Source organism: uncultured Roseibium sp. (genome assembly GCF_963675095.2).
Classification (GTDB): Bacteria; Pseudomonadota; Alphaproteobacteria; order Rhizobiales; family Stappiaceae; genus Roseibium.
The window spans coordinates 43,011-68,894 of sequence record NZ_CAXXSJ010000009.1 but is presented as its reverse complement, the minus strand read 5'-3'; the positions used below and the strand labels follow the sequence as shown (position 1 = coordinate 68,894).

The 25,884-nt window shown below is 62.5% G+C and carries 21 protein-coding genes and 1 tRNA gene; 11 read left to right on the top strand and 11 right to left on the bottom strand.

What is annotated here, in order from left to right:
* Nucleotides 1–88: 88 nt before the first annotated feature.
* The 5 genes from ftsH to ABIN98_RS04060 form a co-directional block, all read right to left on the bottom strand.
* Nucleotides 89–1,918 (bottom strand): ATP-dependent zinc metalloprotease FtsH, encoded by a 1,830-nt coding sequence (gene ftsH, locus ABIN98_RS04080; protein WP_346907634.1) that lies wholly within the window; start codon nucleotides 1,916–1,918, stop codon nucleotides 89–91.
* A gap of 94 nt (nucleotides 1,919–2,012) precedes the next feature.
* The gene (locus tag ABIN98_RS04075; protein ID WP_346907632.1) at nucleotides 2,013–3,698 is read right to left on the bottom strand and encodes an iron ABC transporter permease; all 1,686 of its coding nucleotides are present in this window, start codon (nucleotides 3,696–3,698) and stop codon (nucleotides 2,013–2,015) included.
* A 133-nt stretch (nucleotides 3,699–3,831) separates the two neighbouring features.
* Nucleotides 3,832–4,875, bottom strand: coding sequence for a Fe(3+) ABC transporter substrate-binding protein (locus tag ABIN98_RS04070; RefSeq protein ID WP_346907630.1), 1,044 nt, complete (start codon nucleotides 4,873–4,875; stop codon nucleotides 3,832–3,834).
* A 303-nt stretch (nucleotides 4,876–5,178) separates the two neighbouring features.
* Nucleotides 5,179–5,880 (bottom strand): DUF4336 domain-containing protein, encoded by a 702-nt coding sequence (locus ABIN98_RS04065; RefSeq protein WP_346907628.1) that lies wholly within the window; start codon nucleotides 5,878–5,880, stop codon nucleotides 5,179–5,181.
* A 13-nt stretch (nucleotides 5,881–5,893) separates the two neighbouring features.
* Nucleotides 5,894–9,334 carry an ATP-binding protein gene (locus ABIN98_RS04060; RefSeq protein ID WP_394701421.1) on the bottom strand — a complete coding sequence of 1,147 codons (3,441 nt, stop codon included), beginning with the start codon at nucleotides 9,332–9,334 and terminating at the stop codon, nucleotides 5,894–5,896.
* A 387-nt stretch (nucleotides 9,335–9,721) separates the two neighbouring features.
* Here ABIN98_RS04060 and ABIN98_RS04055 point away from each other — a divergent pair, with 387 nt between their 5' ends.
* The 4 genes from ABIN98_RS04055 to ABIN98_RS04040 all read left to right on the top strand — a co-directional run bounded on the left by ABIN98_RS04055 (nucleotide 9,722) and on the right by ABIN98_RS04040 (nucleotide 11,968).
* Nucleotides 9,722–10,012, top strand: coding sequence for a hypothetical protein (locus ABIN98_RS04055; RefSeq protein ID WP_394701420.1), 291 nt, complete (start codon nucleotides 9,722–9,724; stop codon nucleotides 10,010–10,012).
* A gap of 429 nt (nucleotides 10,013–10,441) precedes the next feature.
* A complete protein-coding gene (locus ABIN98_RS04050) occupies nucleotides 10,442–10,825 on the top strand; it encodes a phasin (protein WP_346907624.1) in 384 nt (127 codons plus the stop codon).
* Between the two features lie 317 nt (nucleotides 10,826–11,142).
* Nucleotides 11,143–11,655 (top strand): phasin, encoded by a 513-nt coding sequence (locus ABIN98_RS04045; RefSeq protein WP_346907622.1) that lies wholly within the window; start codon nucleotides 11,143–11,145, stop codon nucleotides 11,653–11,655.
* Nucleotides 11,656–11,891: 236 nt separating this feature from the next.
* Nucleotides 11,892–11,968: transfer RNA gene (locus ABIN98_RS04040), tRNA-His, on the top strand.
* Nucleotides 11,969–11,982: 14 nt separating this feature from the next.
* Here the strand turns inward: ABIN98_RS04040 and ABIN98_RS04035 are convergent.
* Nucleotides 11,983–12,534, bottom strand: a complete 552-nt coding sequence (locus ABIN98_RS04035) for a DUF3291 domain-containing protein (protein WP_346907620.1) — start codon at nucleotides 12,532–12,534, stop codon at nucleotides 11,983–11,985.
* A gap of 204 nt (nucleotides 12,535–12,738) precedes the next feature.
* Between ABIN98_RS04035 and ABIN98_RS04030 the strand changes: the two genes are divergently transcribed.
* The 3 genes from ABIN98_RS04030 (at nucleotide 12,739) to ABIN98_RS04020 (ending at nucleotide 14,728) form a co-directional block, all read left to right on the top strand.
* Complete coding sequence (locus tag ABIN98_RS04030; RefSeq protein ID WP_346907619.1) at nucleotides 12,739–13,566, top strand: sulfite exporter TauE/SafE family protein; 828 nt, start codon at nucleotides 12,739–12,741, stop codon at nucleotides 13,564–13,566.
* A 147-nt stretch (nucleotides 13,567–13,713) separates the two neighbouring features.
* On the top strand, nucleotides 13,714–14,415 hold the full coding sequence (locus ABIN98_RS04025; protein WP_346907617.1) for an AzlC family ABC transporter permease: 702 nt from the start codon (nucleotides 13,714–13,716) through the stop codon (nucleotides 14,413–14,415).
* Nucleotides 14,408–14,728, top strand: coding sequence for an AzlD domain-containing protein (locus ABIN98_RS04020; RefSeq protein WP_346907615.1), 321 nt, complete (start codon nucleotides 14,408–14,410; stop codon nucleotides 14,726–14,728). Before ABIN98_RS04025 ends, ABIN98_RS04020 begins: the two co-directional genes overlap by 8 nt.
* On the opposite strand, the gene ABIN98_RS04015 is transcribed toward ABIN98_RS04020, so the two are convergent.
* Nucleotides 14,716–16,287 (bottom strand): AAA family ATPase, encoded by a 1,572-nt coding sequence (locus ABIN98_RS04015; protein WP_346907613.1) that lies wholly within the window; start codon nucleotides 16,285–16,287, stop codon nucleotides 14,716–14,718. The genes ABIN98_RS04020 and ABIN98_RS04015 overlap by 13 nt on opposite strands.
* Nucleotides 16,288–16,433: 146 nt before the next feature.
* On the opposite strand from ABIN98_RS04015, the gene ABIN98_RS04010 reads away from it, so the two are divergent.
* From ABIN98_RS04010 to ABIN98_RS03995, 4 genes are all read left to right on the top strand, one after another.
* A complete protein-coding gene (locus ABIN98_RS04010) occupies nucleotides 16,434–16,814 on the top strand; it encodes a hypothetical protein (RefSeq protein ID WP_346907612.1) in 381 nt (126 codons plus the stop codon).
* 232 nt (nucleotides 16,815–17,046) lie between these two features.
* The gene (locus ABIN98_RS04005; protein WP_346907610.1) at nucleotides 17,047–17,508 is read left to right on the top strand and encodes an Hsp20/alpha crystallin family protein; all 462 of its coding nucleotides are present in this window, start codon (nucleotides 17,047–17,049) and stop codon (nucleotides 17,506–17,508) included.
* Nucleotides 17,509–17,756: 248 nt separating this feature from the next.
* Nucleotides 17,757–18,191 (top strand): peptidoglycan-binding protein LysM, encoded by a 435-nt coding sequence (gene lysM, locus ABIN98_RS04000; protein ID WP_346907608.1) that lies wholly within the window; start codon nucleotides 17,757–17,759, stop codon nucleotides 18,189–18,191.
* A 231-nt stretch (nucleotides 18,192–18,422) separates the two neighbouring features.
* Nucleotides 18,423–20,093, top strand: coding sequence for a thiamine pyrophosphate-binding protein (locus ABIN98_RS03995; protein ID WP_346907606.1), 1,671 nt, complete (start codon nucleotides 18,423–18,425; stop codon nucleotides 20,091–20,093).
* Between the two features lie 3 nt (nucleotides 20,094–20,096).
* Here ABIN98_RS03995 and ABIN98_RS03990 read toward each other — a convergent pair whose 3' ends face one another.
* The 4 genes from ABIN98_RS03990 to ABIN98_RS03975 form a co-directional block, all read right to left on the bottom strand.
* Nucleotides 20,097–22,835, bottom strand: a complete 2,739-nt coding sequence (locus ABIN98_RS03990; protein WP_346907605.1) for a GNAT family N-acetyltransferase — start codon at nucleotides 22,833–22,835, stop codon at nucleotides 20,097–20,099.
* Nucleotides 22,836–22,959: 124 nt separating this feature from the next.
* Nucleotides 22,960–23,790, bottom strand: coding sequence for a universal stress protein (locus tag ABIN98_RS03985; protein ID WP_346907603.1), 831 nt, complete (start codon nucleotides 23,788–23,790; stop codon nucleotides 22,960–22,962).
* 129 nt (nucleotides 23,791–23,919) lie between these two features.
* Nucleotides 23,920–24,465, bottom strand: coding sequence for a GNAT family N-acetyltransferase (locus tag ABIN98_RS03980; RefSeq protein WP_346907601.1), 546 nt, complete (start codon nucleotides 24,463–24,465; stop codon nucleotides 23,920–23,922).
* A gap of 37 nt (nucleotides 24,466–24,502) precedes the next feature.
* Complete coding sequence (locus tag ABIN98_RS03975; RefSeq protein WP_346907599.1) at nucleotides 24,503–25,657, bottom strand: acyl-CoA dehydrogenase family protein; 1,155 nt, start codon at nucleotides 25,655–25,657, stop codon at nucleotides 24,503–24,505.
* Between the last annotated feature and the right edge of the window lie 227 nt (nucleotides 25,658–25,884).

The following is a 25,884-nucleotide window of genomic DNA, read 5'->3' as shown; positions in this document are numbered from 1 at the left end:
CGGTTCAGATCCGATTTTCCACGATAGACCCCGGCTCCCCGGTCCCGGCTCGCGCTGTGCTTGGCCGGGATGACGACGGGGAGGGGCGTTACTGCGCCGCTTCCGTCTCGCCGGCCTGCCGTTTCGACATCGGACGGATCGGCGGAAAGTCCGCGTCCGTGATGGTTTCGTTCTGGAGCAGGATCTGGGCGCCCTTTTCCAGATCCTCGTGGTGGCTCTGCAGGATCTTGACCGCGTTCTCGAAGGCGGCCTCGACCCGCTCGCGGATGGCGAGGTCGACTTCGCGCATGGTCTCCTGGGAAATATCGACCATGTCGGCCACCGGCTGACCCATGAACTGCTGGCGCTGCTGGGCGTAGATCCGGTTGCCGAGCGTGGCGTCCATGCCGTAGCGGGCGACCATTTCACGGGCGATTTCGGTGGCCTTTTGCAGGTCGTCTGACGCCCCGGTCGAGATCTGCTTGAAGATGATTTTCTCTGCGGCCCGCCCGCCCATCAGCACGGTCATCCGGTTTTCCAGATCCGTGGTCGACAGCAGGAAGCGGTCTTCCGTCGGCCGCTGGATCGTGTAGCCCAGGGCGCCGATGCCGCGCGGGATGATCGACACCTTGTGCACCGGATCGACGCCTTCCAGATTGGCGGCAACCAGCGCATGGCCCATTTCGTGGTAGGCGACGGTCTTGCGTTCCTTGTCCGACAGGACCCGGCTTCGCTTTTCAAGTCCGGCAATGACCCGTTCGATCGCCTCGGTGAAATCGGCGAGCGTGACGGAGTTGGCGTTTCTGCGGGTCGCCAGCAAGGCGGCCTCGTTGACGAGCGTGGCAAGATCCGCGCCTGAAAAACCGGCTGTCAGCTGGGCGACCTGGTCCAGGTCCGTTTCGGGATCGAGCCGGATCTTGGGCACATGAACTTGGAGGATCGCCCGACGGCCCTTCTTGTCCGGACGGTCGACCAGCACCTGCCGGTCGAAGCGGCCGGCGCGCAACAGTGCCGGGTCAAGAATTTCCGGGCGGTTGGTTGCCGCCAGCAGGATCGTGCCCGCCGACGGGTCGAAACCGTCGAGTTCGCTCAGGAGCTGGTTCAGCGTCTGCTCTTTCTCGTCATTGGCCATCATCGGGTTCGACCCGCGGGCCCGGCCGAGGGCGTCGAGCTCGTCGATGAATATGATCGCGGGCGCCGCCTTGCGCGCCTGTTCGAACAGGTCGCGGACACGGGCAGCACCGACACCGACGAACATTTCCACAAACTCGGAGCCGGAAATGGAAAAGAAAGCCACATTGGCCTCACCGGCGACGGCGCGCGCGAGCAGCGTCTTGCCGGTTCCCGGAGGGCCGACCAGCAGGATGCCCTTCGGCACCCGCGCGCCCAGGCGGCCGTAAGACTTCGGATCGCGCAGGAAGTCGACCACTTCCTGCAGCTCGCGCTTGGCCTCGTCAACCCCGGCCACATCGTTGAACGTGGTCTCGATGCCGCGCTCCACATAGACCTTGGCCTTGGACTTGCCGACGGTCATCATGCCGCCGAGCCCCTGCTTTTCGGCAATGCGGCGGATGAAGAACGCCCACAGGCCGAACAGGAGCAGCATCGGCAGGATCCACGACAGCAGGTCGCGCACGAACGTGGACTGGATCACGCCGGTGTACTTGACGTTGTATTTCGTCAGCTGTTCGGCAAGCGGCAGGTCCACCCGGGTGGTGGTGAAATAGTCCTTGTTGTTGACCGGCTCGCGGAACTTGCCCTCGATCGTGTTTTCCTTGATCGCGATCTCGTCGATCTTGCCGTCTTTCAGATACTGCTCGAACTGGCTGTAGGGGATCGGCTCGATCGTCTTGTAGGCTTCCCACCAGCTCTGGAACAGGAACAGCGCCATGAGGGCTGCGAACGCGTACCAGAGATTGATTTGATGCTTTTTTTCCATTCCATTCACCGGTTCGTTCCTGGGTCCGCCCCGATAGAGGAACGGACGTCGCCGCTTGTCAACAACGCTGCTGCCCCGAACGCGGCCCGGCCGGTCAGGCGGTCACGGCGCGCTTGCGCCTGGAAATTCTGGTTCTGAACGACGATGCGCTGGTCTGTGCCAGATAGATCACAGGTAGCAGGCCGACCAGAACGATGGCGAGCGACGGCAGGGCCGCGTCTTCGAAGGCCTCCCGCGAGGCGGCCTCGAACACCGTGGTCGCGAGGGTTTCGAAGTTGAAGGGCCGGAGCAGGATCGTCGCCGGCAGTTCCTTCATGCAATCGACGAAAGTGAGCAACAGCGCCGACAGCAGCACCGGACGGATGATCGGCAGATGGATCTGGGTCAGCGTTTTGGTCGCGGTGCGTCCCAGCGTTCTGGCGGCCATGTCGAGATGGGGCGAGATCTTGCCGAACCCGCCCTCGACCTGGCCGTAGGAGACGGCGAGGAAACGGACCATGTAGGCATAGATCAGTCCGGCCCCGCTGCCCAGCAGCAACAGGCCGGTGCCGAAGCCGAACAGGGCCTTCATCTGTCCGTCGACGAAATTGTCGAGGGCTGCCAGCGGCACCAGAATGCCGACAGCCAGCACGGTGCCGGGAATGGCGTAGCCGATGGCGGCCAGCCGCACGCCGAAACGCAGGACCGGCCCACTTTTCAACCGCAGGGCATAGGCGAGCGCGACACTGACGATGACCGTTACCACCGATGCGATCGTGGCAAGGCTGAGGCTGTTCCACATGGCGCTTAAGAACGTGTCGCCGAAGAGATCCTCCAGCCGCCGGCTCGCCCGGTCCGCCAGCAGGAGCCCTGGAATGACGAAACCGGCCAGGACCGGTAAAAAGCAGAGCAGAAACGCGCCCGCTGCTCGCCATCCGGTCAGATCGAACCGGGCGGGCTGCCGGTGTTTGCTGCCGCCCTGGTCGAAGCGCTGCTTCCGCCGGCCGAACCGTTCCACCCACAACAGCGCGAACACCATGACCAGCATGGCGAGCGCGAGCTGGGCCGCGCCGCCGAGGCTCGAACGGTTGAGCCAGGTGTCATAGACAGAAAAGGTCAGGGTCTTCACACCGAAGAAGGTGACGGCGCCGATATCGTTGAGGCATTCCATCAGGGCAAGCGAGACGCCGACGGCCGCGGCCGGACGGGCGAGCGGCAGCGCGATGCGGAAAAACAGCCGGAACGGGGAGGCGCCGAGCGTCCGCGACACGTCCAGGATCGAGGCGGACTGAATGAGGAAACTCGCCCGCGTCGTCAGGTATACGTAAGGGTAGAGTACGGACCCCATGACGAAGATCGCGCCGCCGAGCGACCGGATTTCCGGAAACCAGTAGTCTCGCGAAGTCTTGAACCCGAACAGGGCACGAATGGTCGACTGGACCGGCCCGGTATAGTCGAGCACCTCCACATAGGCGAAGGCGATGATATAGGTCGGGACCGCGAGCGGGATCAGGAGAACCCAGTCCATGATTTTCTGGCCGGGAAAGCGGCACATGGTCGTCAGCCAGGCCGTGCCGATGCCGGTTGCCGCCGTCGTCAGCCCGACGCCCGCCATCAGGAGAACCGTCGTCCACAGCGAGCGCGGCAGAACCGTCTCAAGCAGATGCCCCCAGACCTCGCCGGTGGGCGTGAGCGCGATCCAGACGATGGAGGCCAGCGGCAGGAGCACCAGGGCTGCCACCGCGATCGCACCGAATTGCCAGCCGCGTTCGGAGGGGGATGTTGATTTCGGGCTCGGCAAGGCGCGTCAGTCTCCGGCTGCACCGATTGTTTTGTACTGTTTTCCGATTAAGCTCTAGTTAGCGGGCCTTTCGCGGAAATGCAAAAGGCGCCGTGGTCAGCACGGCGCCTTTGCCAAAACGAAGGCCTGATGGTCAGGTCGCCGGACCGTCGTCGAAACGGACGCGGTCAACCATCTCGCTGGCGGCCTTGCGGTACTTGGCGACGTCGCTGAGCGGCATGCTGTCCGGCTTCAGCGTTCCCCAGGCCTTGACCCGGTCGGAGACCGCGACGCCCGGCGTGACCGGATATTCGAAGTTGGTCTCCGCATAGATCTCCTGGGCATCATGCGAGGTCAGGAATTCGATCAGCTTCAGGGCGTTGTCCTTGTTTGGCGCGTGTTTCATCAGCACCACGCCGGACAGGTTGACGTGGCTGCCGCGGTCTTCCGCATTCGGGAAGAGGATCCGCACGGAGGCCGCCCAATCCTTCTGTTCCGGTTCCTTGTCGTTGGTTTCCATCTTGCCCATGTAATAGGTGTTGCCGAGGGCGATGTCGCATTCGCCGGCAAAGATGGACTTGACCTGGGCACGGTCATTCCCGGCCGGTTTGCGGGCCAGGTTGTCCCGGACGGCTTCCAGCCATTTCTCCGTTGCCTCTTCGCCGTCATTGGCGATCATCGAGGCGATCAGCCCGATCGTGTAATCATGCTGACCGGAACGGGTGCAGATGCGTCCCTTCCATTTCGGATCGGCCAGTTCCTCATAGGTGATGGTCGTCTGATCGACCCGGTCCTTGGAGGCGTAGATGATGCGCGCGCGGCTGGTCAGGCCGACCCACAGACCGTCGGGATCGCGGAATTCCGCCGGGATATTCTCCGATACGACCGAGGATTCGATCGGCGCGGCGATGCCCAGATCCTTGGCGCCGTCCAGGCGGCCGATGTCCACGGTCATCATGACGTCAGCGGGCGAGTTTTCCCCTTCCGCGGCGATCCGCTGGCCGAGGCCCTTGGTGGAGAACACCACATTCGCCTTGATGCCGGTCTTCTCGGTGAAGGCGTCCAGCAGGGGCTGGATCAGGAACGGCTGACGATAGGAGTAGATATTGACTTCGCCGTCGGCGAGGGCCGGCGCGGCGGTAAAGAGGGTTGAGGCAAGGGCGACTACGCCCGAAATTGCACACAGGTTCTTGTTCATCTTTGTTTTCTCCCAGGATCAACGGAGATCCGAACGGATGTCCGTTGATCGGTTTGCACGTATTGGCACACCCTGCGTCAGGTTGAACGCGGGATGTCCCTTGCGCAGCCGCAGCCCCCAACGGATACGCTTTTGCTTTCTGGCCGCCGGGACTATGGGGTGAGGTGGGTGCGAAGTCAATAAATCTATTAAAATCAATAGTTTAGAATGATTCAAAACTAACAGGAGTGTGAGACTCCGGTTTGGCGGATTTTATAAATAAAAACAGGAGTTTGATACTCCTGTTTAAAGCCTTACGCAGCGTTAAATCCAGTCGAATGCGCGTTTCAGATAGGCCTGTCCACCGGTCTTCTGCCATTCGCCATGGGCCATGATCACCCGTTCCGGGTTCCAGCCGATCATTCGGTCGCGCGCGGCCCGGGCCTTCACCCGGTCGGTGAACGACAACCGCCACTCGAGAGGCGCATATCCCCTGGCCGTGGTGATGCCCCAGCGCCGGGCGATCCAGACCTGCCAGGGCTTCCAGTGCCGGAGCAGGAATGCTTCGCCGAAATTCTCCGACAGATCGGCGAGGATGACGGTCCGTGACGGGCGGTGGAAAAACACCAGTTCGTCCATGAAGAACGAGCCGGTGAACCGGGTCATGTCGATCACGCCCTGCCAGGCCTCGGGAACGCCCTTTGCAAGCGCCGGCCGGAACTTGAGATCCTGCCGCTTGTCGATGGTCGTTTGCGGACCCCACAACAGCGCGCCCGGCCATTCCGCGGCCCAATCCTGCAGATAGAGATGATGGATCTTGTTCGGACTGACCAGATGGTGCGGCGTACCGAGCGAGGACACGGCGTCGCGCAGCTCTTGCGTCAATTTGATCGGCGACCAGATCCACAAATCCCCGTCCGGCAGGCGGACAATGACGCACCGGGTCGGATAGGGAAACCCGTGGAACGAGACGATCTCTCCCTCCGCAATCCAGATCTCGGCATCTACCTGGATCAGCGGGGACATCGGATCGGCCCTCCTATTCGGCCAGAACGCGCTGGGACGGGAACGAGATTTCCACCAGGGTGCCCTGACCCGGAGTGGAGTCGATATGGAAGCTTGCCCGGTTCGCCTCGACCAGCGCCTTGGTCAGCGGCAGGCCCAGGCCGGTGCCGCCGCCGTGGCGTGCGGTGTGAACCTGGCGGAACGGTTCCAGGGCTGCTGCCAGATCCTTCGCCGACATGCCGGTTCCCGTATCACGCACCCGCAGGTAGACCTCGCCGGAATCCTCCAGCGCGGTTGAGACGATGACCTGGCCGCCCGACTTGTTGAACTTGATGGCGTTGGACAGGAGGTTGAGCACGATCTGGCGCATGGACCTGGGATCGGCAACCACGCTCGGCACCGAATCCGGCAGGCTTGCGCGGATGATCACCCGTTCCCGGTTCGCCTGCGGCTGCATCAGCGCAACGCACTCGTTGATGACGTCATTGGCCGAGACGGCGGAGAACCTGAGATCCAGCTTGCCCGCCTCGATCTTTGACAGGTCGAGAAGGTCGTTGATCAGGCTCATGATATGCGAGCCGGACGTGCGGATGTCTTTCAGGTATTCCTTGTAGCGGTCGTTGCCGATCGCGCCGAAGCGTTCCTCCATCATCACTTCGGAAAAGCCGATGATGGCATTCAGCGGCGTGCGGATCTCGTGGCTGATCTTGGCCAGGAAATCGGACTTCTGCGAGCTGGCGTTTTCCGCCTGGCGCTTGGCCTCGGTGAGTTCCTCCTCGGCCTTCTTCCAGTGGGTGATATCGCGCAGCACGGCGCAGAACTTGGCGTCGCCGTTTTCGGACGTGATCCGCCCGATGGTCATGAACAACGGAATGAGCCCGCCGGCCGATACCCGTCCCAGAACCTCGCGGCCGTCGTTGAGAATGCTCGCCACGCCGTTGCGCGCCAGCCCGTCCAGATAGTCGAGCGCCGCGCGATGGCTTTCCGGTGCAAGATAGTCGGTCAGAGGTGCGCCTTCGATGTCGACCCGGCTTGCGCCGAACAGCGCTTCCGCCGAGCGGTTCGCCTTCGTGATGGTGCCGTGGGCATCGATGACGAGAACGCCGTCCGTCGCCGTTTCCAGGATGGTGTCCATCTCGGCGATCAGCGCCTGCGCTTTTTTGAGTTCCTGCGTCGGCTCTTCCGCAACCGCCACGGGGACGGGGGCGGTTGTCGGCTTTTTCGGCCGCTCGGTGATGGAAATCATCAGGCCGCGGCCGCCGGCCCAGGGAACCGAATGCATGCGCGCGTCAACGGCGCGCGAGCCGCCACCGGCCAGCCGGACCTTCAGCATGCCGTCGACAACGCCGTCCATGCCTTCCGCGTCAGGCAGATTGTCTTCCGTGTGATCCGCGAACACGGCTTCCAGTCCGCCGGCCTCGCCGAGCGCGGCCAGGTCCGGATAGCCGAGAAGATCGAGAAGCGTGTCGTTGGCGTAGAGCACCTCGCGGTCGCTCGCAATCGCGATGCCGATCGGCAGGCGGTCCAGCAGGCGCGGATGGATCGGCCCGGCCGAACGCTCTGCGGCCAATCCGGCCGCCGCTTCCTGCGTGTCCGCTTCTTCGGCAGGACCTTCCTCGTCGAAGTCGCCTTCAAGGCGTGCGCCCAGGGCTTCGGCGATCTTGCGGAAAGCTTCCCGTTCCGGTTTGGACAGGCGCGAGGTGTCGACCGGGACCAGGCGCGGCCGGCTGCGGCCGGTGAGGCGAACGACCTTTTCGTTGTCTTCGGTAACCGGCGCGGCCGGGACCGCGGGTGCCGGCGGTTCCGTGGCCGGCGCATCTCCGGTGACCAGGGTCAGCTGGGCGGAACCGCCCTTTTCCTTGACCGGCTTTTGCGCATCGAGACCCAGATCGAGCTCGACCTCTTTGAAGGCCGCCGTCTCGTCGAAGAACTGGCGCTCTTCTTCTGCTTCGGTCTTGGCCGTCGCCTCCTCGGTCAGATCCTGGTTGAGATTTTCCGGGCCAGAGGTTTCTTCGGTGGTTTCTTCGGTGGTTTCTTCGGTGGTTTCTTCGGTGGTTTCTTCGGGGAGTTCTTCAGAGGGGTCCATCTGGGCAACCGGTGCGACCGGCGTTGCCTCTGTGGGCGTGATTGCCTCGGCTTCCGGTTCCGGAGGCGGCGTTTCATCCTCGACCGCGGAGCGGCTGGCGTCGGACATCTGCTTGCGCTTCTGGTCGTAGGACTTGGCGAGGGTCTTGACCGCGGTTTCGATTTCAGCCGGCTTCAGCGGAGCCGGACCGGTAATGCCCAGCGGCTCGCCATCGGCTGAGAGATCGACCGGTGTTTCTTCCAGGGCAGGTTCCCGAGCGGTCTCTTCTGAGGCCGCTGGGACGTCTTCCTCAGCCACTTGCACAGGAACGGCTTCAGCCTCTTCGGTGGTGTCTTCCCCCGACGTTTCAAGTTCCGTTTCGTCGTCTAGTTCAGCTTCGTTGTCCTGAACGGTGTCTGTTTCCGGTGCTTCCGCTTCCGGAGGTTCTGCCTGCGTCTGATCCGTCCTCGGCGTCAGGCCGTCGACAATCGCCGCAACGCTGGAGCCGAGCGAATTGTCGCCGGAAAAGACGTCGGGTTTCGCTGCCGGTGCAACAAAAGCTTGCGTTTCTTCCGTAGAAAGCACGGGCGCTATCTCTTCCTCGGCGGGCTTTTCCGCCTCGGTCGTCAGGTCTTCTTCGGAAGGAGCCGCTTCCAATGCCACTTCGTCCGTAGCTTCCTCAACGGCTGGAATTTCGGCTTCGGTCTCCGCAGCTTCGATCAGCAGAGCGTCAGCATCGGGTACTTCCGCCTCAGCCTCGGCGTCCGGGAGTTCAATCTCCGCAACTTCGTTTACAGGTGCTTCCGCCTCCAGCTCGTCGGTCTGGGTCGCAGAGCTTGTCGTATCTTCGATGTCCGCGGCCTCAGGGGCGGGGACATCCGCCTCCGTCACCGGGGCTTCCGCCAGGGCGTCCGCCACCGGCAGGGAAGCCGGCAGCAACAGGCCGTCCGGATCCTCGATGACATCCGCGCTGCGGCAGACGCCGAAACCGCGATAGCCTTCAAAGGCCCGATCCCGGTTGAAGGCAGGAAGGGCGGCCATGTCGACGGGAACCCTCAGCGCGGCACCGGTTACCGGCCAGTTGACGGTCTTGCCGCTCCAGGTATCGCGACGGTCGAGCGCCTTTGCGATCTTGCCGTTTTCGTCGATACCAAAATTTTCGGCGATTTCCGCCCAGGTCTTGCCGACGATGTCGGCCGCCGCCGGTCCCATCGTTTCGGCGAATTCGTCGGAAATGAAGGTGACGCGCTGGTCGATATCCATCTGCCAGGCAAAGCGGACCGGCCGGCGTCGGGCGGCAAAGTGAAAGCCGTCCTCAGTGCCTGCTGCAGGCGCGGCCTCTGGTGCAGCCGGCGCTTCCGGAGCAGGCGCTGGTGCCTCTGAAGCCTCTTCCGAGGCCTCTGCATCCATTACTCCGGCGTCGTCGCCTTCGCCGTCCCCTTCGCCATCCTTTTCGTCTGGCTCGTCTTCCAGCACGTCCTGGGCCCGCACCCAGAGATTGCGATCTTTGGAAATGTCTTCGGATGTGTCTGCAGTCGTGTCTTCGGCTTCCGGAGCCGTGTCCTCCGCGGCCACTTCTTTAGAGACGACCTCCTCGGACGCCTCTTCAACGGCGAGAGGCATGTCTTCCAGGATGCCGTTTTCGACAAGCGCCAGCGTGCGCGTCGGCTCGAGACGGAAGACGGCCCCGTCGTGATAACCGTCGTCCATGCGCACCGGCGCAAACCGGACGGTTTCGGCGCCTTCGAGCGGGGCCGCTTCGGGCGCCCCGGTCAGGTCGCCGCTTCGGGCGCTGACATGTCCGTTGTCTTCGATCAGGAAGGCGCTTCGATCCTGTCCTGCCAGCAGATCGAGGAAGGCCGGGTAGGGCGGTTCGGTCAGCGCGAGACCCTTGTCGCCGCAAACGATCAGGGCCGCGTCGTGTCCGTCCGGCAGCACCAGCCGCTGGCACTGGCAGGTCAGGAGCAGGACCCGCAGACCCCGGTAGAACCGGAGCCGGTCGATGCTCATCCGTTCCGTGTCACCGGAGGTGGCGATACGCGCGATGTGCGGCCGCGCGGGCGAGCGCGCAAGACCGCTCAGGCTTGAAAACCCGGCAACGTCGCGCACCGAAAAGAAAACTGCTCCCGCCGCGTTCGCCCAGAGAATCCGCGCGCCGTCGGCCGACCAGACCCAGGCTGCACGTTTGTCTCCGGCCAGCTCCGCAATCGCGGGAAGCGTGCTGAGCTCTACGAAGGTCTGCAGCTGGTTGTCCAAGGCTCAACTCCACGCGAGTTCGAGAGACATCGGCGGGCGGTCAGGAGCCCCCGCACCTTTCAAGTGGTAAACACCCCGTTAATACCGCTAAAGGCCGGGAGCGTCCACGCCAAGTGCCGGTCTTAAGGCACTCGAGTGAAGGCGTAGTTAATTGACATTGTTGGATTTGCCGTCGCCGCCGCGCCGTGCTACCAAAAATTGCGATGCTCCCGCTCCGGCGGGGGACGTTTCGCAAGGGCACGAGTTTTGAGGACCAGATCCATGGCGGCAGGTAAGAGTGGTTTTGAAATTCCCGAGCAGATGCGTGATTTCGCCGAAAAGAGCGTCGACCAGGCGCGCAAGGCTTTCGACGACTTCATGAACGTCACCCAGCAGGCCGTTTCCAAGGTGGAAGATTCCGCCAGTGCGGTGCAGACGGGCACGACCGATGTGAACCGCAAGGCGCTTTCCTTTGCCGAGGAGCAGGTCGACGCGGCTTTCAAGTTTGCCCAGGAGATGGTTCGGGCAAAGGACATGGAAGAAATCATGTCGTTGCAGCAGGGCTACCTGCGCAAGCAGATGGAAACGCTCGGCGAGCAGGCGCGCGATATTAGCGACACGGCGACCAAGGCGGCCCAGGACGCGGCCAAGTCGGTGAAGAGCTGACGGCTTCGCGAAGTCCCGATTGAACATCAAATGCGCCGGTCGAGCCGGCGCATTTGCGTTTTGGGGGGGCGGTCAAAAAACTTTTGATGATCCGGCATCGAAAATTCAGCCGCCATATCAATTCCTTGAGCGCACGCCACACACGAAAACCCGTGGGATGCAGCTAAAAAATTAATTGTGCAGTGCAATATATGTTGCAATGCAACAAGAGATCACCTATCTTGAGCATGCGGATGACGACAGGGCTCGCCACGACACGTTCGGCGGGCAACATGAGATTGTAGATGATCGCGTCCGAAGATTTAGGAGATGAGATCATGACTGATACCACTACGGCAGCAAAGGCTGCCCCGAAAACCCGTTCGACGAAAACGAGCAAGTCCGGACCGGACTTCGCTTTCCCGAACTTCGAGGCTTTTGCCATGCCGAAAATGGAAATTCCGTCTGCTTTCCGCGAAGCGACCGAAAAGAGCATCGAACAGGCCCGCGACACTTATGCCAAGGTGAAGACGGCTGCTGAAGACGCAACCGACCTGATGGAAGACACCTTCGAAACCTCCCGTCAGGGCATCGTCGAATTCAACCACAAGGCTGTCGACGCGGCCAAGGCGAATGCCGACGCTGCCTTCTCCTTCATGAAGGACCTGATGGCTGCCAAGTCGCTCGCAGAAGCCATCGAACTGCAGTCGACCTATACCCGTCAGCAGTTCGACACGCTGAGCACCCAGACCAAGGACATGCAGGAGTTCGCGACCAAGCTGAGCACCGACGTGACCGCTCCGGTCAAGGAAGCCGTCGAGAAGACCTTCAAGGGCATGAAGGCCGCCTGAGGCGCCTCTTTCGCTTGAAATGACAAAACGCCCCGGTACCCAGGTGCCGGGGCGTTTTTTTGTTCATGGCGCTTCCCGGTAAGGTCGGAGCTGCCGCGCATTTCCTTCTGACTACGGGTCGAAAATTACCGGGGCTCTTTAAAAAATTCCCGCTTGTGGATAGACTGAAAGCCGGTTAGAAGACCCCCTTGAAACGGGAGCTCGAAGCCAATAGGTTTCGCGCCACTTCGATATTTGCAGACGTAGCTCAGTTGGTTAGAGCGTCGGATTGTGGCTCCGAAGGTCGGTGGTTCGAATCCACTCGTCTGTACCATTCCTCAAAAAACACTATCCCTCCGCCGCTGCCGCGTTCTCCGCGGCGAGGCATTTGACTTCGGCTGTGTCGATGCGCGCCGCTTGTCCGTCCGGGCCGAACATGGTCTTGAAAGTGAAGGCGGTCGCTGAGGGGCCGTGGTCGCCGAGGTGTTCCAGGCGGCTGACGGCTTCGCTCCAGTCCGGCCGATGGTTGCCGGCCACCCACCACGCCACGTAGTTCGGCCAGCCGTCCGGTTTGACGTTCCACTCCCGTCCGCGTTTCAGGGCCTTCGCGTGAAGGCCGTGATAGCAGGCCGCCAGCGCGGCCTCGATGCTTTCCCACAGTGACAGCGTTGAAGGCGCCCAGCCGTCGCCGTTGTCCTGCCAGTATTTCGGGAACACCTGCTCTCCCCACATGGGGATGTCTGGCTCATCCTCGTATCCGGACCGGCCGAGAAACCCGGATGCGTTTCCGATCGTCTCGAAAACATGCGGTTCCGTATCCCGGAAGCCTTTTATCTGTTCGCTTTCATAAGGGGCGACGAACAGGCTAAAGGTGTAAAGCGCAAGACGGGGCTCAGACATGGTGCATGACGGTCGTGGTCCTGAAGATAAAGGCGGTAGCCGGCAAGATCATCGCAATTCAAACCGGCTGCAACCCGTCTTGCCACAACCTCGGATCATTCCCGGCCTTTTGTTCTGAAATGGCAACAGTACTGTGTGCTGGCGTTCAGGCCGGTCTCGCCTGTATGGTGCGCGCAACTTCTGGAATTGTGAATCGGAACGCAAATGGCTGACTTCAGCATGTTCGAGCTGGCGCTTCTGGCGGCGGCACTTCTGGCAACGGGCCTTGTGGCCGGGATCGTTGCGGGGCTCCTGGGCGTGGGCGGCGGCATCGTCATCGTGCCGGTGCTCTATTACATGTTCACCGCCCTCAAAATTGATCAATCCGTGCTGATGCATGTGGCGGTCGGCACTTCGCTCGCCACGATCCTGGCGACCGGGACCTCCTCGGCGCGCGCCCACTGGAAGCGCGGCAGCGTCGACATGGATCTTCTCAAACGCTGGTGGTGGGCGATCGGCCTCGGTGTGATCGCGGGCGCGACGCTTGCCGGTAACATTTCCGGCGGTTCCCTGACGCTCATCTTCGGTGTCGTGGCGCTGGCCGTTTCGGCGAACATGCTGTTCCGCAAGGACGGATCCGCTCTCGCCGAAAAGCTTCCCGGTTCCCCGCTCAAGGAACTGATGGGTTTCATCATCGGCGGCATCTCGGTCATGATGGGCATCGGCGGCGGAACGCTCGGCGTGCCGACGCTGACGCTGTTCAACTACCCGATCCGCAAGGCCGTCGGCACCGCCGCGGCGATCGGGCTGATCATCGCCGTTCCCGGAACACTGATGTCGATCTATTTCGGCATGGGCGAACCCGGCCGGCCGCCGTTTTCCTTCGGCTATGTCAACCTGATCGGCTTTCTCCTGATCATTCCGGCGTCGACCTTTGCAGCGCCGCTTGGCGCGAAGATCGCCCATACGATCGATCCGTCGAAGCTGAAGCTGGTCTTTGCCCTGTTCCTCGGCTTCACCGGTCTGCGCATGATTTATGGTGTGCTGTTTTAAAGCCAGCCGCGACCTGCACGCGTCCGTTCCAGTAGCGCCGTAAATCGACGGATCACAAAAATTCATTGGTCCGCGGCTGGCCCGCGGGCCATCGTAGAAGTTCTCTAGCCGGTCCTCCTGCCGGCTCCCCTTTCGACAGATCGCGGAATGACCGAAAAACGGATTTCTCTGACCATGGCCGGCTGCGTGCGCGGGGCCCTGCTGTGCCTGCCGATCCTGCCCGGCGTGATCGCCTTCGGGGCCGCCTTCGGTACGGTTGCCGCGCAGAAGGGGCTGAGCTTCGCCGAGACGCTCCTGATCAACTCCTTCGTCTATGCCGGCGCCTCCCAGTTCGTCGCCATGGAAGTCTACGGCGACCCGCTGACCTGGGCCGGAGCCCTGGCGATGATCGGCGTGACGGCAGCCGTCAACATGCGCATGCTGCTGATCGGCGCAAGCCTTAGGCCCTGGCTCGGCCAGGTGCCGGGCGTCCAGACCTATCCCGCGCTGTTCCTGCTCACCGACATCAACTGGCTGCTCGCCCTTCGCCAATACAATGAAGGCGAACGCGACTGGGGGATCTTTCTCGGCAGCGGCATCTTCACCTGGATCATCTGGAGCCTGGCGGTGATGCCCGGCTACTTCCTTGGCAGCCTGGTCTCCGACCCGAAGCTGTGGGGGCTCGACGTCATCATGCCGGCGTTTTTCGTCGCCCTTCTGGTGCCGCTGTGGAAGGGACGGCGTCAGACGGTGAGCTGGGCGGTGGCCGGCGGAGTGGCGATCGCGACCTGGTATCTCGTCGGTGGCTACTGGGGCATCCTGACCGGCGCGGTTGCCGGCGCGATCGCGGGGGCATACCTCGATGACTGATGGGATCCTTTCCGTCGACGGCATGTTCCTGCTCGCCATCACCGGCATGACGCTGGTGACCTATGCCATGCGCGCCGGCGGCTACTGGATCATGGGCCGCATTCCGCTGACGCCGAGGATCCGCCGCGCGCTGGAAGCGCTACCCGGCGCAATCATCGTCTCCACCATCCTGCCGATCGCCCTGAAAGGCGGCGTCCCCGTCATGCTATGCCTGGTTATTTCGGCTGCCGTAATGGCATGGGTCCGCAAGGAATTCATCGCGGTGGTTTTCGCGGTCGGAGCCGCGGCTGCCATGCGCGCTTACGGGTTCTGAAGAACGCCGCATTGCAGAAGCGCCTGCCGGGCGTTCCGCAGCGTGTCGTCGACGGAGCCCGAGGCATCGACGCTCGCCCAGGTCAGATCGCCGAGATCGTAGCGGAGCTGGAGCGAGACCACGTCGGCGTCGGCGTCCGATGCATCCGCTTTGCGGGCAGAAACCCGCTGCTTCAGGACCGCTTCGGGGGCATACAGCCATATCCCGCAAAACTGCGCTTCCACGCGGGCAGCGACCGCTGCCACATGAGACCGTTCTTTTTCATCTGCAAAGACAGCATCGAAGATTGCCGAATGTCCGGCGGCGAGCACCGACTGGATTTGCCGGTCGAGCGCCGCATAGACCTCGTCGCTGGCTTCCTTCGTATAAGCCTCGGCCGGAGCCTTTTCCGTCTCCGCCAGCCCGAGGCGGGCCTTGCGCATGACATCGGTTCTCAGCACCCGCGCGCCGGGAGCCCGGCCGATCTCCGGTGCAATGCCATAGGCAAGCGTCGTCTTGCCTGTTCCCGACAGGCCGCCGATGGCGGTCAGCACCGGTTCGCGCGGGTCGAGGAACGCGAGCGCATGGCGGAAGTAGGCCCGGGCCTGGTCTTCCTGGCGCTTGCGTTCTTTCTGGTCCGACTGGTTCAGCGCGGCACTTGCCGCGATTTTGGCCCGGATTGCGGCGCGCATCATCAGGTAAAAGGGCAGGGCGGCGAGGCCCTCGATATCGATCTCCCGGCGCGCCTTGTCGAAATAGCGGTTGAAGACCCGGTTGGCCGCGCGCGTCTGCCCGCGTTCCCAAAGATCCATCAAAAGAAAGGCGAGGTCATAAAGCACGTCACCGGTCGCGATGGCATCGGAAAACTCGACGGCGTCGAACAGAACCGGCTTGCCGTCCTGAAGGACGATATTTCGCAGGTGCGCATCGCCGTGGCACAGGCGGATCAGGCCGTGCCGTCCCCGCGTCCGGATCAGGTCGACGATCCGCTCCAGCCAGAGGCGCGCGCTTTCGTTCAGATGGGCCGCCTCCTGCGGCGGAAACAGCTCGGGATGTTCGGCCAAGGCGGCGGCGTTCTGCTCCACGTAGCTTTGAAGCTCGGCGATGAACCCGTCGGCCGCGCGCTCCGGCGCGTTGTCATGGGCGGTCACCATCATGACGGCCAGGTCATCGGCGAGCGCATCGGAAAACGGTCCGGCTTCGGCAAGGTCGTCCAACTCGTCCTCATGGGAAAACCGGTTCATGACCACGACCCATTCGACCGGCACCCCCGATCCGTCCAGGGCGAGCGACCCGTCTGCTTCCTCCGTGACCGGGACGGCCTTCACGTAGAGGCTTTCAGCGTAGCGGGAATTGTAGATGATTTCCCGCTCGCAGGCGTCCTTGCGCAGCGCAAGGGTGGAATAGTCGAGGAAGGGAAAGCGGACGGCCCGTTTGACCTTGTAGGCTTTGGAGCCCACCAGGACGACCGTATTGGCGTGGGTGTCGATCCGCTTGGTCGCAAGTCCGGAGGCATCGTCCGGCTTCAGGCTTTCCAGAAAGGCAAACACACGGTCCTGGGTGGTGTCCGGTTTGTTCATCCTGATTTCCCTTTTATGTGTGCCTGATTGGCAAACTGCCGCAAGAACGCTGACAAGCGTTTGATCTTTCTCAATGATGTATTTATCGCCTTACGCTCTAGCTGCTATGACAGTGGCACGGCAGAAAGATTTCAAGGAGGACTGTCATGAGTGAATATCCGGCTTTGAGGAAGATCAGGCTGAATCTGGCCCGGACCAAGGAGTTTCCGCAAGGCTCGGCACACCATGGCTATGAATTCACGGCCCCACTCGATGAAACCGGCCATATCGATGCTGGAATGTGGAAGAAAGAGCGCGAGCATTGCAGGGTGCGCCGATTCTGGGGCGCAGAAGAAGAGGAAATCGGCCATCTGGTTCACAAACCGGGCGGTTCCTGGGCGTTCCACTACGACATCGAGGGCGAGGACGACGACGAGGCGGGCTACCGTTTCGGCACCCACGCCTTCCAGCCCGGCGAATATGTCTCCATCAAGGATGAAGACGGCGATCTCTATACGTTCCAGGTCGTGACGGTTCAGCCCGTCTGACCCTTTAGGTACGCGAATTCTGATGACGGGGCGCGAAGCGATTCGCGCCCCGTCGTCGTATCGGGCTGTGCGGTTCGGTCTCGCATTTGCGGTGGCGCCGTCTCAAGGTTGATGTGAGTCAAACGAAACGCTGCGGTTGTCGGGTAAAAATAAGGAGGGTCGGGGCTCGATCCGCTCGAGTTCCGCCAAGTGCAAGACAGCTTGAATCATGTGGTGAGGAAAGGTGGTTCAAATGAGCAATCTGTTGCCTTCGCTTTGGGGAAATGACGATAACCCGTTTACGTCCCTGCAAAAGGAAATGGACCGGATGTTCCAGGATTTCGGCAGAAAGCTGCCGGCTGCCGGAGCGCCTGTGACCAGTTTTCCGGCGATCGACGTCCACGATACGGACACCGGTCTGGAGCTGACGGCTGAATTGCCCGGGATTGCGGAAAAGGATATCGACGTTTCCGTCTCCGACCGGACGCTGACCATCAAGGGCGAAAAGACCGCCGCAAAGACCGTCGATGAAAAAGACCGTTATGTCAGCGAACGCAGCTACGGGTCATTCCGACGCGTCTTGACCCTGCCGTTCGAGCCGGATGCCGCCAAGGTCGAGGCGCATATGGACAACGGCGTTCTGACCGTTGTTCTGCCACGCCCGGCGGAAACGACCGAGAAGACCAAAAAGATCGAAGTGAAGCGCAAAGGCTGATCCGCAGGCGGATCCAACCGGCGCGGCGGCTGGAGAAACGGGCGCCGGACCCGGCCATTAGGTCGACGGCGCATCATGTATCCATGCCGCGCCGGAAGCCTGTTCTGGTGCCTGAGGCATTTTGGGCATGACGGCGACAACCTGCTTCCGATGGCTTCGTAATTCTGCAATATGGTCCCGTAACGTTAAATTGCCGCCTGCCGAATCTGTCGGCGGGTGTTTGTGCGTATGTTTAAAAGGAAAAAGACATGGGTTTCTTTGATTTTGTGAAGGACGCCGGCAAGAAGCTCTTCGGTGATGACGAAGCGCCGGAATCGAGTGCTGAAGCCATCGAAAAGGAAGTTGCCGAGCTCGGTCTGGACGGCGACGTGAAGGTCGAAGTCAATGGCGACACGGTCAAGATCGCCGGCGCGGCGCCGACGCAGGAAGCACGCGAAAAGCTGATCCTTGCCGCCGGAAACGTTCTCGGGATCTCGAAGGTCGAAGAGGAGATTTCGGTCAGCTCGAGCGAGCCGGAAGCGACCTTCCACACGGTCGAGAAGGGTGACACGCTCTGGAAGGTGGCTGAAAAGGCCTATGGCAACGGCGCCAAGTATCAGGCGATCTTCGAGGCGAACAAGCCGATGCTCTCCGATCCGGACAAGATCTATCCGGGCCAGGTCCTGCGTATTCCGGCAGCTTGAGGGCATCGCCTGCACGCTCAGGCACCGACGAGAATTGAAAAGGGCAGTCATTCGCGGCTGCCCTTTGTTTTTCGGGGTTGGCAGACCGTGGCGCTTTGTTCCGGAGCGGAATGAAGTCATTGCCAAATTACGTGGCAGAGGCCCTGCACCGGTGTGCCGGTTTGCGTTATAACGAGTAGTCATTCCACGGATCTGCATTCCCCTGCCGGGGAATTCGACTTTGAGGCGTTTATGAATAATCTTCCGAAAACCGGTGGTCAGCTGCTTGTCGAGGCGCTGGAGCTTCATGGAGCCGAACGCGTCTTCTGCGTTCCCGGCGAAAGTTATCTGGCCGTTCTGGACGCTCTCTACGATGCCGATATTCCCGTGACCGTGTGTCGCCAGGAAGGCGGCGCGGCCATGATGGCCGACACCTACGGCAAGCTCACCGGCAAGCCGGGCATCTGCATGGTGACCCGCGGACCCGGCGCGACCAACGCGGCCGCCGGCGTTCATGTGGCCGCCCAGGATTCCACCCCGATGATCCTGTTTATCGGCCAGATCGAGCGCGGCATGCGCGAGCGTGAGGCGTTCCAGGAAGTCGATTACCGGCAGATGTTCGGCGGCATGGCGAAATGGGTCGCCGAGATCGATCACGCGGACCGGGTGCCGGAATTCATTTCAAGAGCCTATCATGTGGCGACCTCCGGCCGTCCCGGCCCGGTCGTGCTTGCCCTGCCGGAAGACATGCTGGTCGAGACGGCGGCGGTCGGACAGCCGGAACCCTGGCGCCAGGTCGAAACCCATCCGGGCCTCACGCTGATGGCCGATCTGCAGAAGCGGCTCTGGGCGGCGGAACGTCCGATCGCGATCCTCGGCGGCAGCCGCTGGACGGCGGACGCGGTCGCGGCCTTCGCCCGTTTCGCAGAGCGTTTCGACCTTCCGGTCGCCTGTTCCTTCCGCCGACAGATGCTGTTCGACAACCTGCACCCGAATTATGCCGGAGACGTGGGCATCGGCATCAACCCGAAGCTCACTGAGCGGATCAAGGCCTCCGACCTGATCCTGCTCGTCGGCGGCCGCCTGTCGGAAATGCCGAGCCAGTCCTATTCGCTTCTGAACATTCCCGAGCCGGACCAGGCGCTGGTCCATGTTCATCCGGATGCGGAAGAGCTTGGTAGGGTCTACCGGCCAACGCTGGCCATCCATGCAAGCCCTGCTGCCTTCTGCAAGGCAGCCGAAGGGTTGCAGCCGCCCACCGAGCTGAAGGGCGCAGGCGGGGCGGCCAGCGCCCATGAGGATTATCTGGCATGGTCCGGTGCCCGGCCGCAAACGCCGGGCGATCTGCAGATGTCGGGCGTCATGGACTGGATCGAGGCCAACCTGCCCGACGATGCGATCTTCACCAATGGTGCGGGCAACTACGCCACCTGGCTGCATCGCTTCCACCGCTTCCGCCGCTATGGCACCCAGGCCGCCCCGACCTCCGGGTCGATGGGCTATGGCCTTCCGGCCGCCGTTGCCGCCAAGCTGACCTTCCCCGAGCGTCCGGTGGTGTGCTTTGCCGGCGACGGTTGCCTGCAGATGACCATGCAGGAATTCGGCACCGCCTGCCAGGAGGGCGCGGCGATCATCGTGCTTGCCATCGATAACGGCATGTATGGGACGATCCGCATGCATCAGGAGCGCAACTATCCGCGCCGTCCGTCGGCGACCAAGCTGGTCAATCCGGATTTCGCCGCCCTTGCCCGGTCCTACGGCGCCCATGCGGAGACGGTCGAAAAGACGGAAGACTTCGGCCCGGCCTTCGAGCGGGCGCAGGCCTCCGGCAAACCGGCGTTGCTGCATTTGAAGCTCGATCCGGAAGCGATCACGCCGGCCCGGTCCCTGAGCCAGATCCGCGCCGAAGCCGAAGCAAAGTAAGTTTTATCCCTCGAGGTCTTCGTCCAGGCCCGTCACAGGTAGGGTGACGTCGGCAATGCCGGGGTCGTCCCGCGAGGTCTTGACCGAGAAGCCGAGCTTTTCGCACATGGCGAGCATGGAGGTGTTTTCCCTGAGCACCTCGCCCTTGATCGTGGCGATCCCGTCCGCCTTGGCATAGCGGATGATCAGCTGCATCAGGGCCCAACCAAGGCCGATGCCCTTGAGGTCGGAGCGCACGATGACGGCATATTCGCCGGTCTGGTGGTCCGGGTCCGTGTGCAATCGGACGGCGCCGAGGAGGGTGCCGCTTTCCGGATCGATCGCGGCAAACGCCATGGCGCGGGCGTAATCGAGCTGGGTGAGCTGCGCGAGAAAACGGTGGCTGAAATCGCGGACAGGCGCGAAGAAGCGCAGCCGCAGGTCTTCCGGTGAAATCGTCTCGAAAAAGGCCTTGAGCAGGTCTTCGTCGTCGGGCCGGATCGGCCTGACGAAGACGGACCGTCCGTCTTTGACGGAAAGCGTCTGTTCCCATTCGCTCGGATAGGGCGCGATCGACAGCCGGGACCGTCCGAGCCGGCCACGATGTTTCACCGGCTCGCCGAGCGTGATGCGGGCGTCAAGCGCAAGCACCCCGTCCTGGCGCGCCACCAGCGGGTTGATGTCGAGTTCAAGGATTTCCGGAATGTCGACACAGATCTGGGACAGCTTGACCAACGTCAAGGAGACCGCCTCCCGATCAAGGCGCGGCCGGGCGCGCGTTCCCGCGAGCAGCCGGCTGATTCTGATGCGCCCGATCAGGGCGTCGGCGAGCTTGAGATCAAGCGGCGGCAGTTCGAGCGAGACATCGCCGCTTTCCTCGACGATCGTTCCCCCCTGTCCGAACACGATGAGCGGCCCGAACACCGGCGTATTGGCAAGACCAAGATAGAGTTCCAGGCCGTTCCGGTCCTCCAGCATGGGATGCACGCTGACACCGCTGATGCTCGCGGCGGGAAACATCTCCCGGGTCTGGTCGAGCAGCTGCTGTGCGGCCGCTTCGACGGCTTCCGGACTTTCCAGGCCGAGCCGAACCCCGTCGATCTGCGACTTGAACGGCAGGTCGGGAGAGACCAGCTTGACGACGCAGTGGCGGGCGGAGCGGAAGAAGTGCCGGGCGATCTCGGCCGCCTCCTGCGCCGTTGCGGCGAGCTCGGTCCCGATCAGGGGGATCTGATAGGCCGCCAGAACGGCTGAGACTTCGACCGGGGAAAGCCAGGTCCGGTTTTCCGCCAGAGCCTTGTCGACGATGCGCCGTGCAGAGGCTTTGTCCGGCGTGAAGTCGGCCGGCATGCTGGGCGGAACGGCCATGAGGAAGTCGCGCGCCCTCGCATCGCGCGCCAGGTGCATGATGCTGCGCACGGCTTCGCCGGAGCTGAAATAACAGGGAAGCCCGGCTGCATCCAGCGGCGCGCGAATGGTGCTGTCGCCGCCGATCAGTCCGGTGACAAGCGCCTTGGAGCGCCGGGTGCGTTTGCGGCTTTCGACGGCCGTTTCGGCAATCGCCTTGCCGATCTCGCCGAGCGGGGTGAAAGCTGTTCCCGAGTGCAGCGTCAGCAATCCGTCGACGGTCTTGTCCTGCAGGATCCGGTCGAGGGTGAATTTGAGATCCTCTGCCGGCAGGTCTTCCCTCAGCACGACCTTGCCTCTCGCTCCGATCGTGCTTTCCGGATTGCGTGCGGGCCGGCAGAAGGGAGTAATGGCGTCGACGGTCTCCGGGTCGAGCCGGGCGAGGCTGGCGCCCAGGTCCGACAGGCGGTCGGAGGCGAAAGCCGCCAGGCTGCGCCCGTTGGCGACCACGGCCAGGGATTCGCAATGGGGAACCCGGACCCGCGACAGGGTCTCGACCGCCTCGAACATCTCGTCCAGGTCATCGACACGCAACAGACCGGCGCGGCGGAAGACGGCCTCGTAGACAAGGTCCGGATTGGCCAGCCGCCCGGCATGGGTGCGCCCCGTGCCGACGGTTTCCAGGCTGCGTCCGGAGCGGATAACGATGACCGGTTTGCTGCGCGCGGCCGCCCTTGCGGCGGAGATGAATTTTCGCGGCGAGGACAGGTTTTCCAGGTGCAGCAGGATCGCCCGCGTCCGGTAGTCCTGCGCGAAATAATCGATCAGGTCGCCGATATCCACATCCATGCGCGCGCCGAGCGACACCACGCCGGAGAACCCGATCTGGTGGCTGGCGGCCCAGGAGAGCGTTCCGTTCAGGACCGCGCCGGAACGAGCGAAGAAAGCGATATCTCCGGCAAGCGGCTTTGCGGCTCCCAAGAGCGGGGTCAGGGACAGGGCCGGGACGGCGAACCCCAGACTGCCGGGGCCGATCAGGCGCAGGTTCGTCGGCCGGGCGGCCTCACGACACCGCTGGAGCAGGTCCTCCGGCCAGTTCTCGAACCCGGGTGACAGCAGCAGGACGGCGCGCGTTCCGCGGGCCGCAAGCCCGGCGATCGTCTGCGGAATGTCCTCCGAAGGGCCGAGGCAAATCGCGAGATCGGGGCCGGCCGTCAGGTCGTCGATCGAGGACGCACTGTCGAAGCCGGAAAGCCCGTTGTCGGCCTTGAGGCCGATCAGGTGCACCGGTCCCTTGCCGGAGAACCCGGACAAGGCTTGCAACAGATGGTCGGTGACCGCCGGATCGTGGCGGGACGGACCGATGACGGCGATGGACTGCGGGGCGAAAAACCCCTCCAGATTTCTTATGGTCACGCGGACTGCCTCGCCGCCTGTCTGTCGATTCAAATGAAGCGGAGAGTTCAGAAAACCCTCCGCCCCTTAAAATTACGTAACGTGACCATTCAAATCACCGGAATTCTCCGGTGATCCGTCCGGATCAGTGAGCCATCAGGACCGGTACGGTCATAGCTTCCAGAACTTCGCGGGTTGCGCCGCCGAACAGGAACTCGCGCATCCGGCTGTGGCCGTAACCGCCCATGACGACAAGGTCGTTGCCATGGTCGGAGACGTAGTTGAGCAACGTATCGGCAATGCTCGTCTGCGGGTTGGTCACCACGTCGATGGTGACGTCGAGGCCGTGGCGGGCGAGATAGGTCGCGATTTCCGCACCCGGCTGGCGGCCGCTTTCGGCCTTCTTCTCCACGACGAGAACGGTGATCTTGTCGGACTTGTCCAGCATCGGCAGGGCCGCATGGATGGCGCGGGTCGCGGTCGAACTGCCGTCCCAGGCGATCAGTACGTTGTTCGGCGTGTAGTCGGAAACGCCGATATAAGGGACAAGAAGAACCGGCACGCCGCTTTCAAACAGCACCGTTTCGATCAAGAGTTCGCGCATCGGTTCCGGCGTGTCCGGATTGGTCTGACCGATCACCACCAGATCGGTGGTGCGGCAGTGCTGCAGCACGCTTTCCAGCGGACCACCGGTCAGGATTTCCTCGACCCGGCTTTCCGACTTGCCGCCGGACAGACGCGCCAGTTCCTCGAACTGCTTCTGGGAATCCTTGGCGGCGCCGACGGCCTGTTCGTGGGCCGCTTCCAGGTAATCCACCGGCATCGGTGCCGCGGCGAAGGCCGGTACCACGGGTTCGAAGGCGATCGCCAGACCCGTCACGTGGGCATCGTACTGCCGCCCGAGTTCCAGCGCGTATTTCGGCGCAGGTTGGGACCCGGAAAGGTCGACGATCGTCAGAATGTCCTTGAGTGCCATGGTATTTTCTCCGTCCAGAAAAACGGGCGAGTGCCCGTAATTTATATCGGCAATTTATGCAGGAATTTGAACCCCCTCTTTGAGAAGGATCAACTCAAAGCGGTGTTGCCGCAAAAACTTACATCGCCTTTATTTGACGATATCGCAAACTTCGGCCTGGAAACGATAGACGACACCGTCGTCCATCCAGCCCTTGGGCCCGTCCGTCCAGACGTGTCCGCCCAGCCGTTCTGCCAGGGCATGTGAGCGCCTGTTCTCCCGCTGAACCTCCGCCATCGCCTCCTTGCAGCCGAAGGAATGGAAAAACCAGGAATTGGCCGCTTGTGCGGCCTCATAGGCAAATCCCTTGCCTTCCGCCGCCTCCGACCAGAGGGTCCAGGTCAATTCGGGCAGAACGGTATCATCGAGCTGCAACGGGCCCACGTGCCCGAGCACCTCTCCGCTCGTTCTGTCCGTAATCACAAACCGTCCGAAACCGCGGAGGGCCCAATGCCCGATCATGCTCGAGAATTTTTCGAACGCAGCGTGCCGGGGCTTCGGTCCGCCCACGAACCGGCTCCGCTCGGAGCCGGAATAGGACAGAAAGGCCGGAAAGTCCGCAACAGCCGGAGCGCGCAGCACAAGCCTTGGTGTCTGCAGGACAGGCACTCCGGTCAGGACGGGGAAAGCGTTCATAAGGCTCCATTTCGATCAGATGGCACCACACACGGCTCTAAACCGCCTTCATCACCTCCCGGGCGATGATCAGGCGCTGGATTTCCGATGTGCCTTCGTAGATGGTCGTGATCCGCGCGTCACGGGCGAAGCGTTCAAGCGGATAGTCCTTGATGTAGCCGGCACCGCCGTGCAGCTGCAGCGCCGTGTAGGTGGCGCGCTGGGCGGCTTCCGAGGCGTAGAGCTTGGCCATGGAGGCTTCCTTGGAATAGGGCTTGCCGGCATCCTTGAGGGCTGCGGCCTGGAGGATCAGCAAGCGCGCAGCTTCCAGTTCCGTTTCCCGGTCGGCGATCATCCACTGCAGGCCCTGCATGTCGGCTAGCGGCCGGCCGAATTGCTCGCGTTCCTTGACGAAGGCCTTGGCGGTGTCCATGGCCTTGCGGGCGATGCCGAGTGCGAGCGAAGCGATGCCGATGCGTCCGCCGGCCAGTTCGCCGACGGCGATCCGGAAACCGTCATTTTCCCGGCCCATCATGGCCGTTGCCGGAACCCGGCAGTCCTGGAACAGGACCTCGTTGGTGGCAGAGCCGGTCTGGCCCATCTTCTTTTCCGCCTTGCCGATCACGAGACCGGGCGTTCCCGCCTCGACCAGGAAACAGGAAATGCCCTTGCCCTTGGGCGCGTCCGGATCGGTCACGGCCCAGACGACGAAGATGCCGGCATATTCGGCGGAGGTGATATAGAGCTTGGCGCCGTTCAGCACATAGTGATTGCCGTCCTTGACCGCGCGGGTCTTCATCGCCGACGGATCGGAACCGGCGGAGGATTCGGTCAGGCAGAACCCGCCGGCGGCATAGGTGCCGTCCGCCAGCTTCGGCAGGTACTCCGCCTTCTGTTCGTCCGAACCCACTGCCTGGATCACTTCGCCGACCATGTTGGTCACAGACACGGTGACGGCGGTGGAAGCACAGCCGCCAGCCAATGCCTGAACGGCCTGGGAAAAGCCGATGGCGCCGGCTTCCGTGCCGCCGTAGTCGGCGGAAACGTTCAGCCCCATGAAGCCGTTTTCTGCAAGCAGGCGCAGATTGTCGAGGAACTCGTCCCGGCCTTCCCCGGCATCGACCTTTTCGGCCAGCGGTTCCAGACGGTCGGCCGCCAGCCGGTGGGCGGCGTCAGAAATCATCTGCTGTTCTTCAGTCAGTTCGAAGTGCATGGGGCGTTTCCGGTTTTTTAGAAGTTGCCAGACCTAGGGTCAGGACCCACTAATTTTACGCATTCTGCGGGAGTGGCTTTGTCTGCTGACAAGGCAGAGAGCCGCAGGAAACCATTCGGTTTTCAAGGGTCTCTAACGCTGTCAGGAGGCAAAGACGCCCCGCCCTTCGGGTTTGACAGGGAAGGCTGGCCTGACCGCAAAATCGAGCTTGGATAGGGACAAACCTG

What these genes read in the sequence shown, in the direction of transcription:
- ABIN98_RS04030 (WP_346907619.1), top strand. Translation starts at nt 12,739, where the DNA reads ATGGCTGACTTCAGCATGTTCGAGCTGGCGCTTCTGGCGGCGGCACTT.
- ABIN98_RS04025 (WP_346907617.1), top strand. Translation starts at nt 13,714, where the DNA reads ATGACCGAAAAACGGATTTCTCTGACCATGGCCGGCTGCGTGCGCGGG.
- ABIN98_RS04010 (WP_346907612.1), top strand. Translation starts at nt 16,434, where the DNA reads ATGAGTGAATATCCGGCTTTGAGGAAGATCAGGCTGAATCTGGCCCGG.
- ABIN98_RS04005 (WP_346907610.1), top strand. Translation starts at nt 17,047, where the DNA reads ATGAGCAATCTGTTGCCTTCGCTTTGGGGAAATGACGATAACCCGTTT.
- ABIN98_RS04060 (WP_394701421.1), bottom strand. Translation starts at nt 9,334, where the DNA reads ATGGATGCAGAGGCCTCGGAAGAGGCTTCAGAGGCACCAGCGCCTGCT.
- ABIN98_RS03980 (WP_346907601.1), bottom strand. Translation starts at nt 24,465, where the DNA reads ATGAACGCTTTCCCCGTCCTGACCGGAGTGCCTGTCCTGCAGACACCA.
- lysM (WP_346907608.1), top strand. Translation starts at nt 17,757, where the DNA reads ATGGGTTTCTTTGATTTTGTGAAGGACGCCGGCAAGAAGCTCTTCGGT.
- ABIN98_RS03995 (WP_346907606.1), top strand. Translation starts at nt 18,423, where the DNA reads ATGAATAATCTTCCGAAAACCGGTGGTCAGCTGCTTGTCGAGGCGCTG.
- ABIN98_RS04035 (WP_346907620.1), bottom strand. Translation starts at nt 12,534, where the DNA reads ATGTCTGAGCCCCGTCTTGCGCTTTACACCTTTAGCCTGTTCGTCGCC.
- ftsH (WP_346907634.1), bottom strand. Translation starts at nt 1,918, where the DNA reads ATGGAAAAAAAGCATCAAATCAATCTCTGGTACGCGTTCGCAGCCCTC.
- ABIN98_RS03975 (WP_346907599.1), bottom strand. Translation starts at nt 25,657, where the DNA reads ATGCACTTCGAACTGACTGAAGAACAGCAGATGATTTCTGACGCCGCC.
- ABIN98_RS04050 (WP_346907624.1), top strand. Translation starts at nt 10,442, where the DNA reads ATGGCGGCAGGTAAGAGTGGTTTTGAAATTCCCGAGCAGATGCGTGAT.
- ABIN98_RS04070 (WP_346907630.1), bottom strand. Translation starts at nt 4,875, where the DNA reads ATGAACAAGAACCTGTGTGCAATTTCGGGCGTAGTCGCCCTTGCCTCA.
- ABIN98_RS03985 (WP_346907603.1), bottom strand. Translation starts at nt 23,790, where the DNA reads ATGGCACTCAAGGACATTCTGACGATCGTCGACCTTTCCGGGTCCCAA.
- ABIN98_RS04065 (WP_346907628.1), bottom strand. Translation starts at nt 5,880, where the DNA reads ATGTCCCCGCTGATCCAGGTAGATGCCGAGATCTGGATTGCGGAGGGA.
- ABIN98_RS04015 (WP_346907613.1), bottom strand. Translation starts at nt 16,287, where the DNA reads ATGAACAAACCGGACACCACCCAGGACCGTGTGTTTGCCTTTCTGGAA.
- ABIN98_RS04045 (WP_346907622.1), top strand. Translation starts at nt 11,143, where the DNA reads ATGACTGATACCACTACGGCAGCAAAGGCTGCCCCGAAAACCCGTTCG.
- ABIN98_RS04055 (WP_394701420.1), top strand. Translation starts at nt 9,722, where the DNA reads ATGTCCGTTGTCTTCGATCAGGAAGGCGCTTCGATCCTGTCCTGCCAG.
- ABIN98_RS04020 (WP_346907615.1), top strand. Translation starts at nt 14,408, where the DNA reads ATGACTGATGGGATCCTTTCCGTCGACGGCATGTTCCTGCTCGCCATC.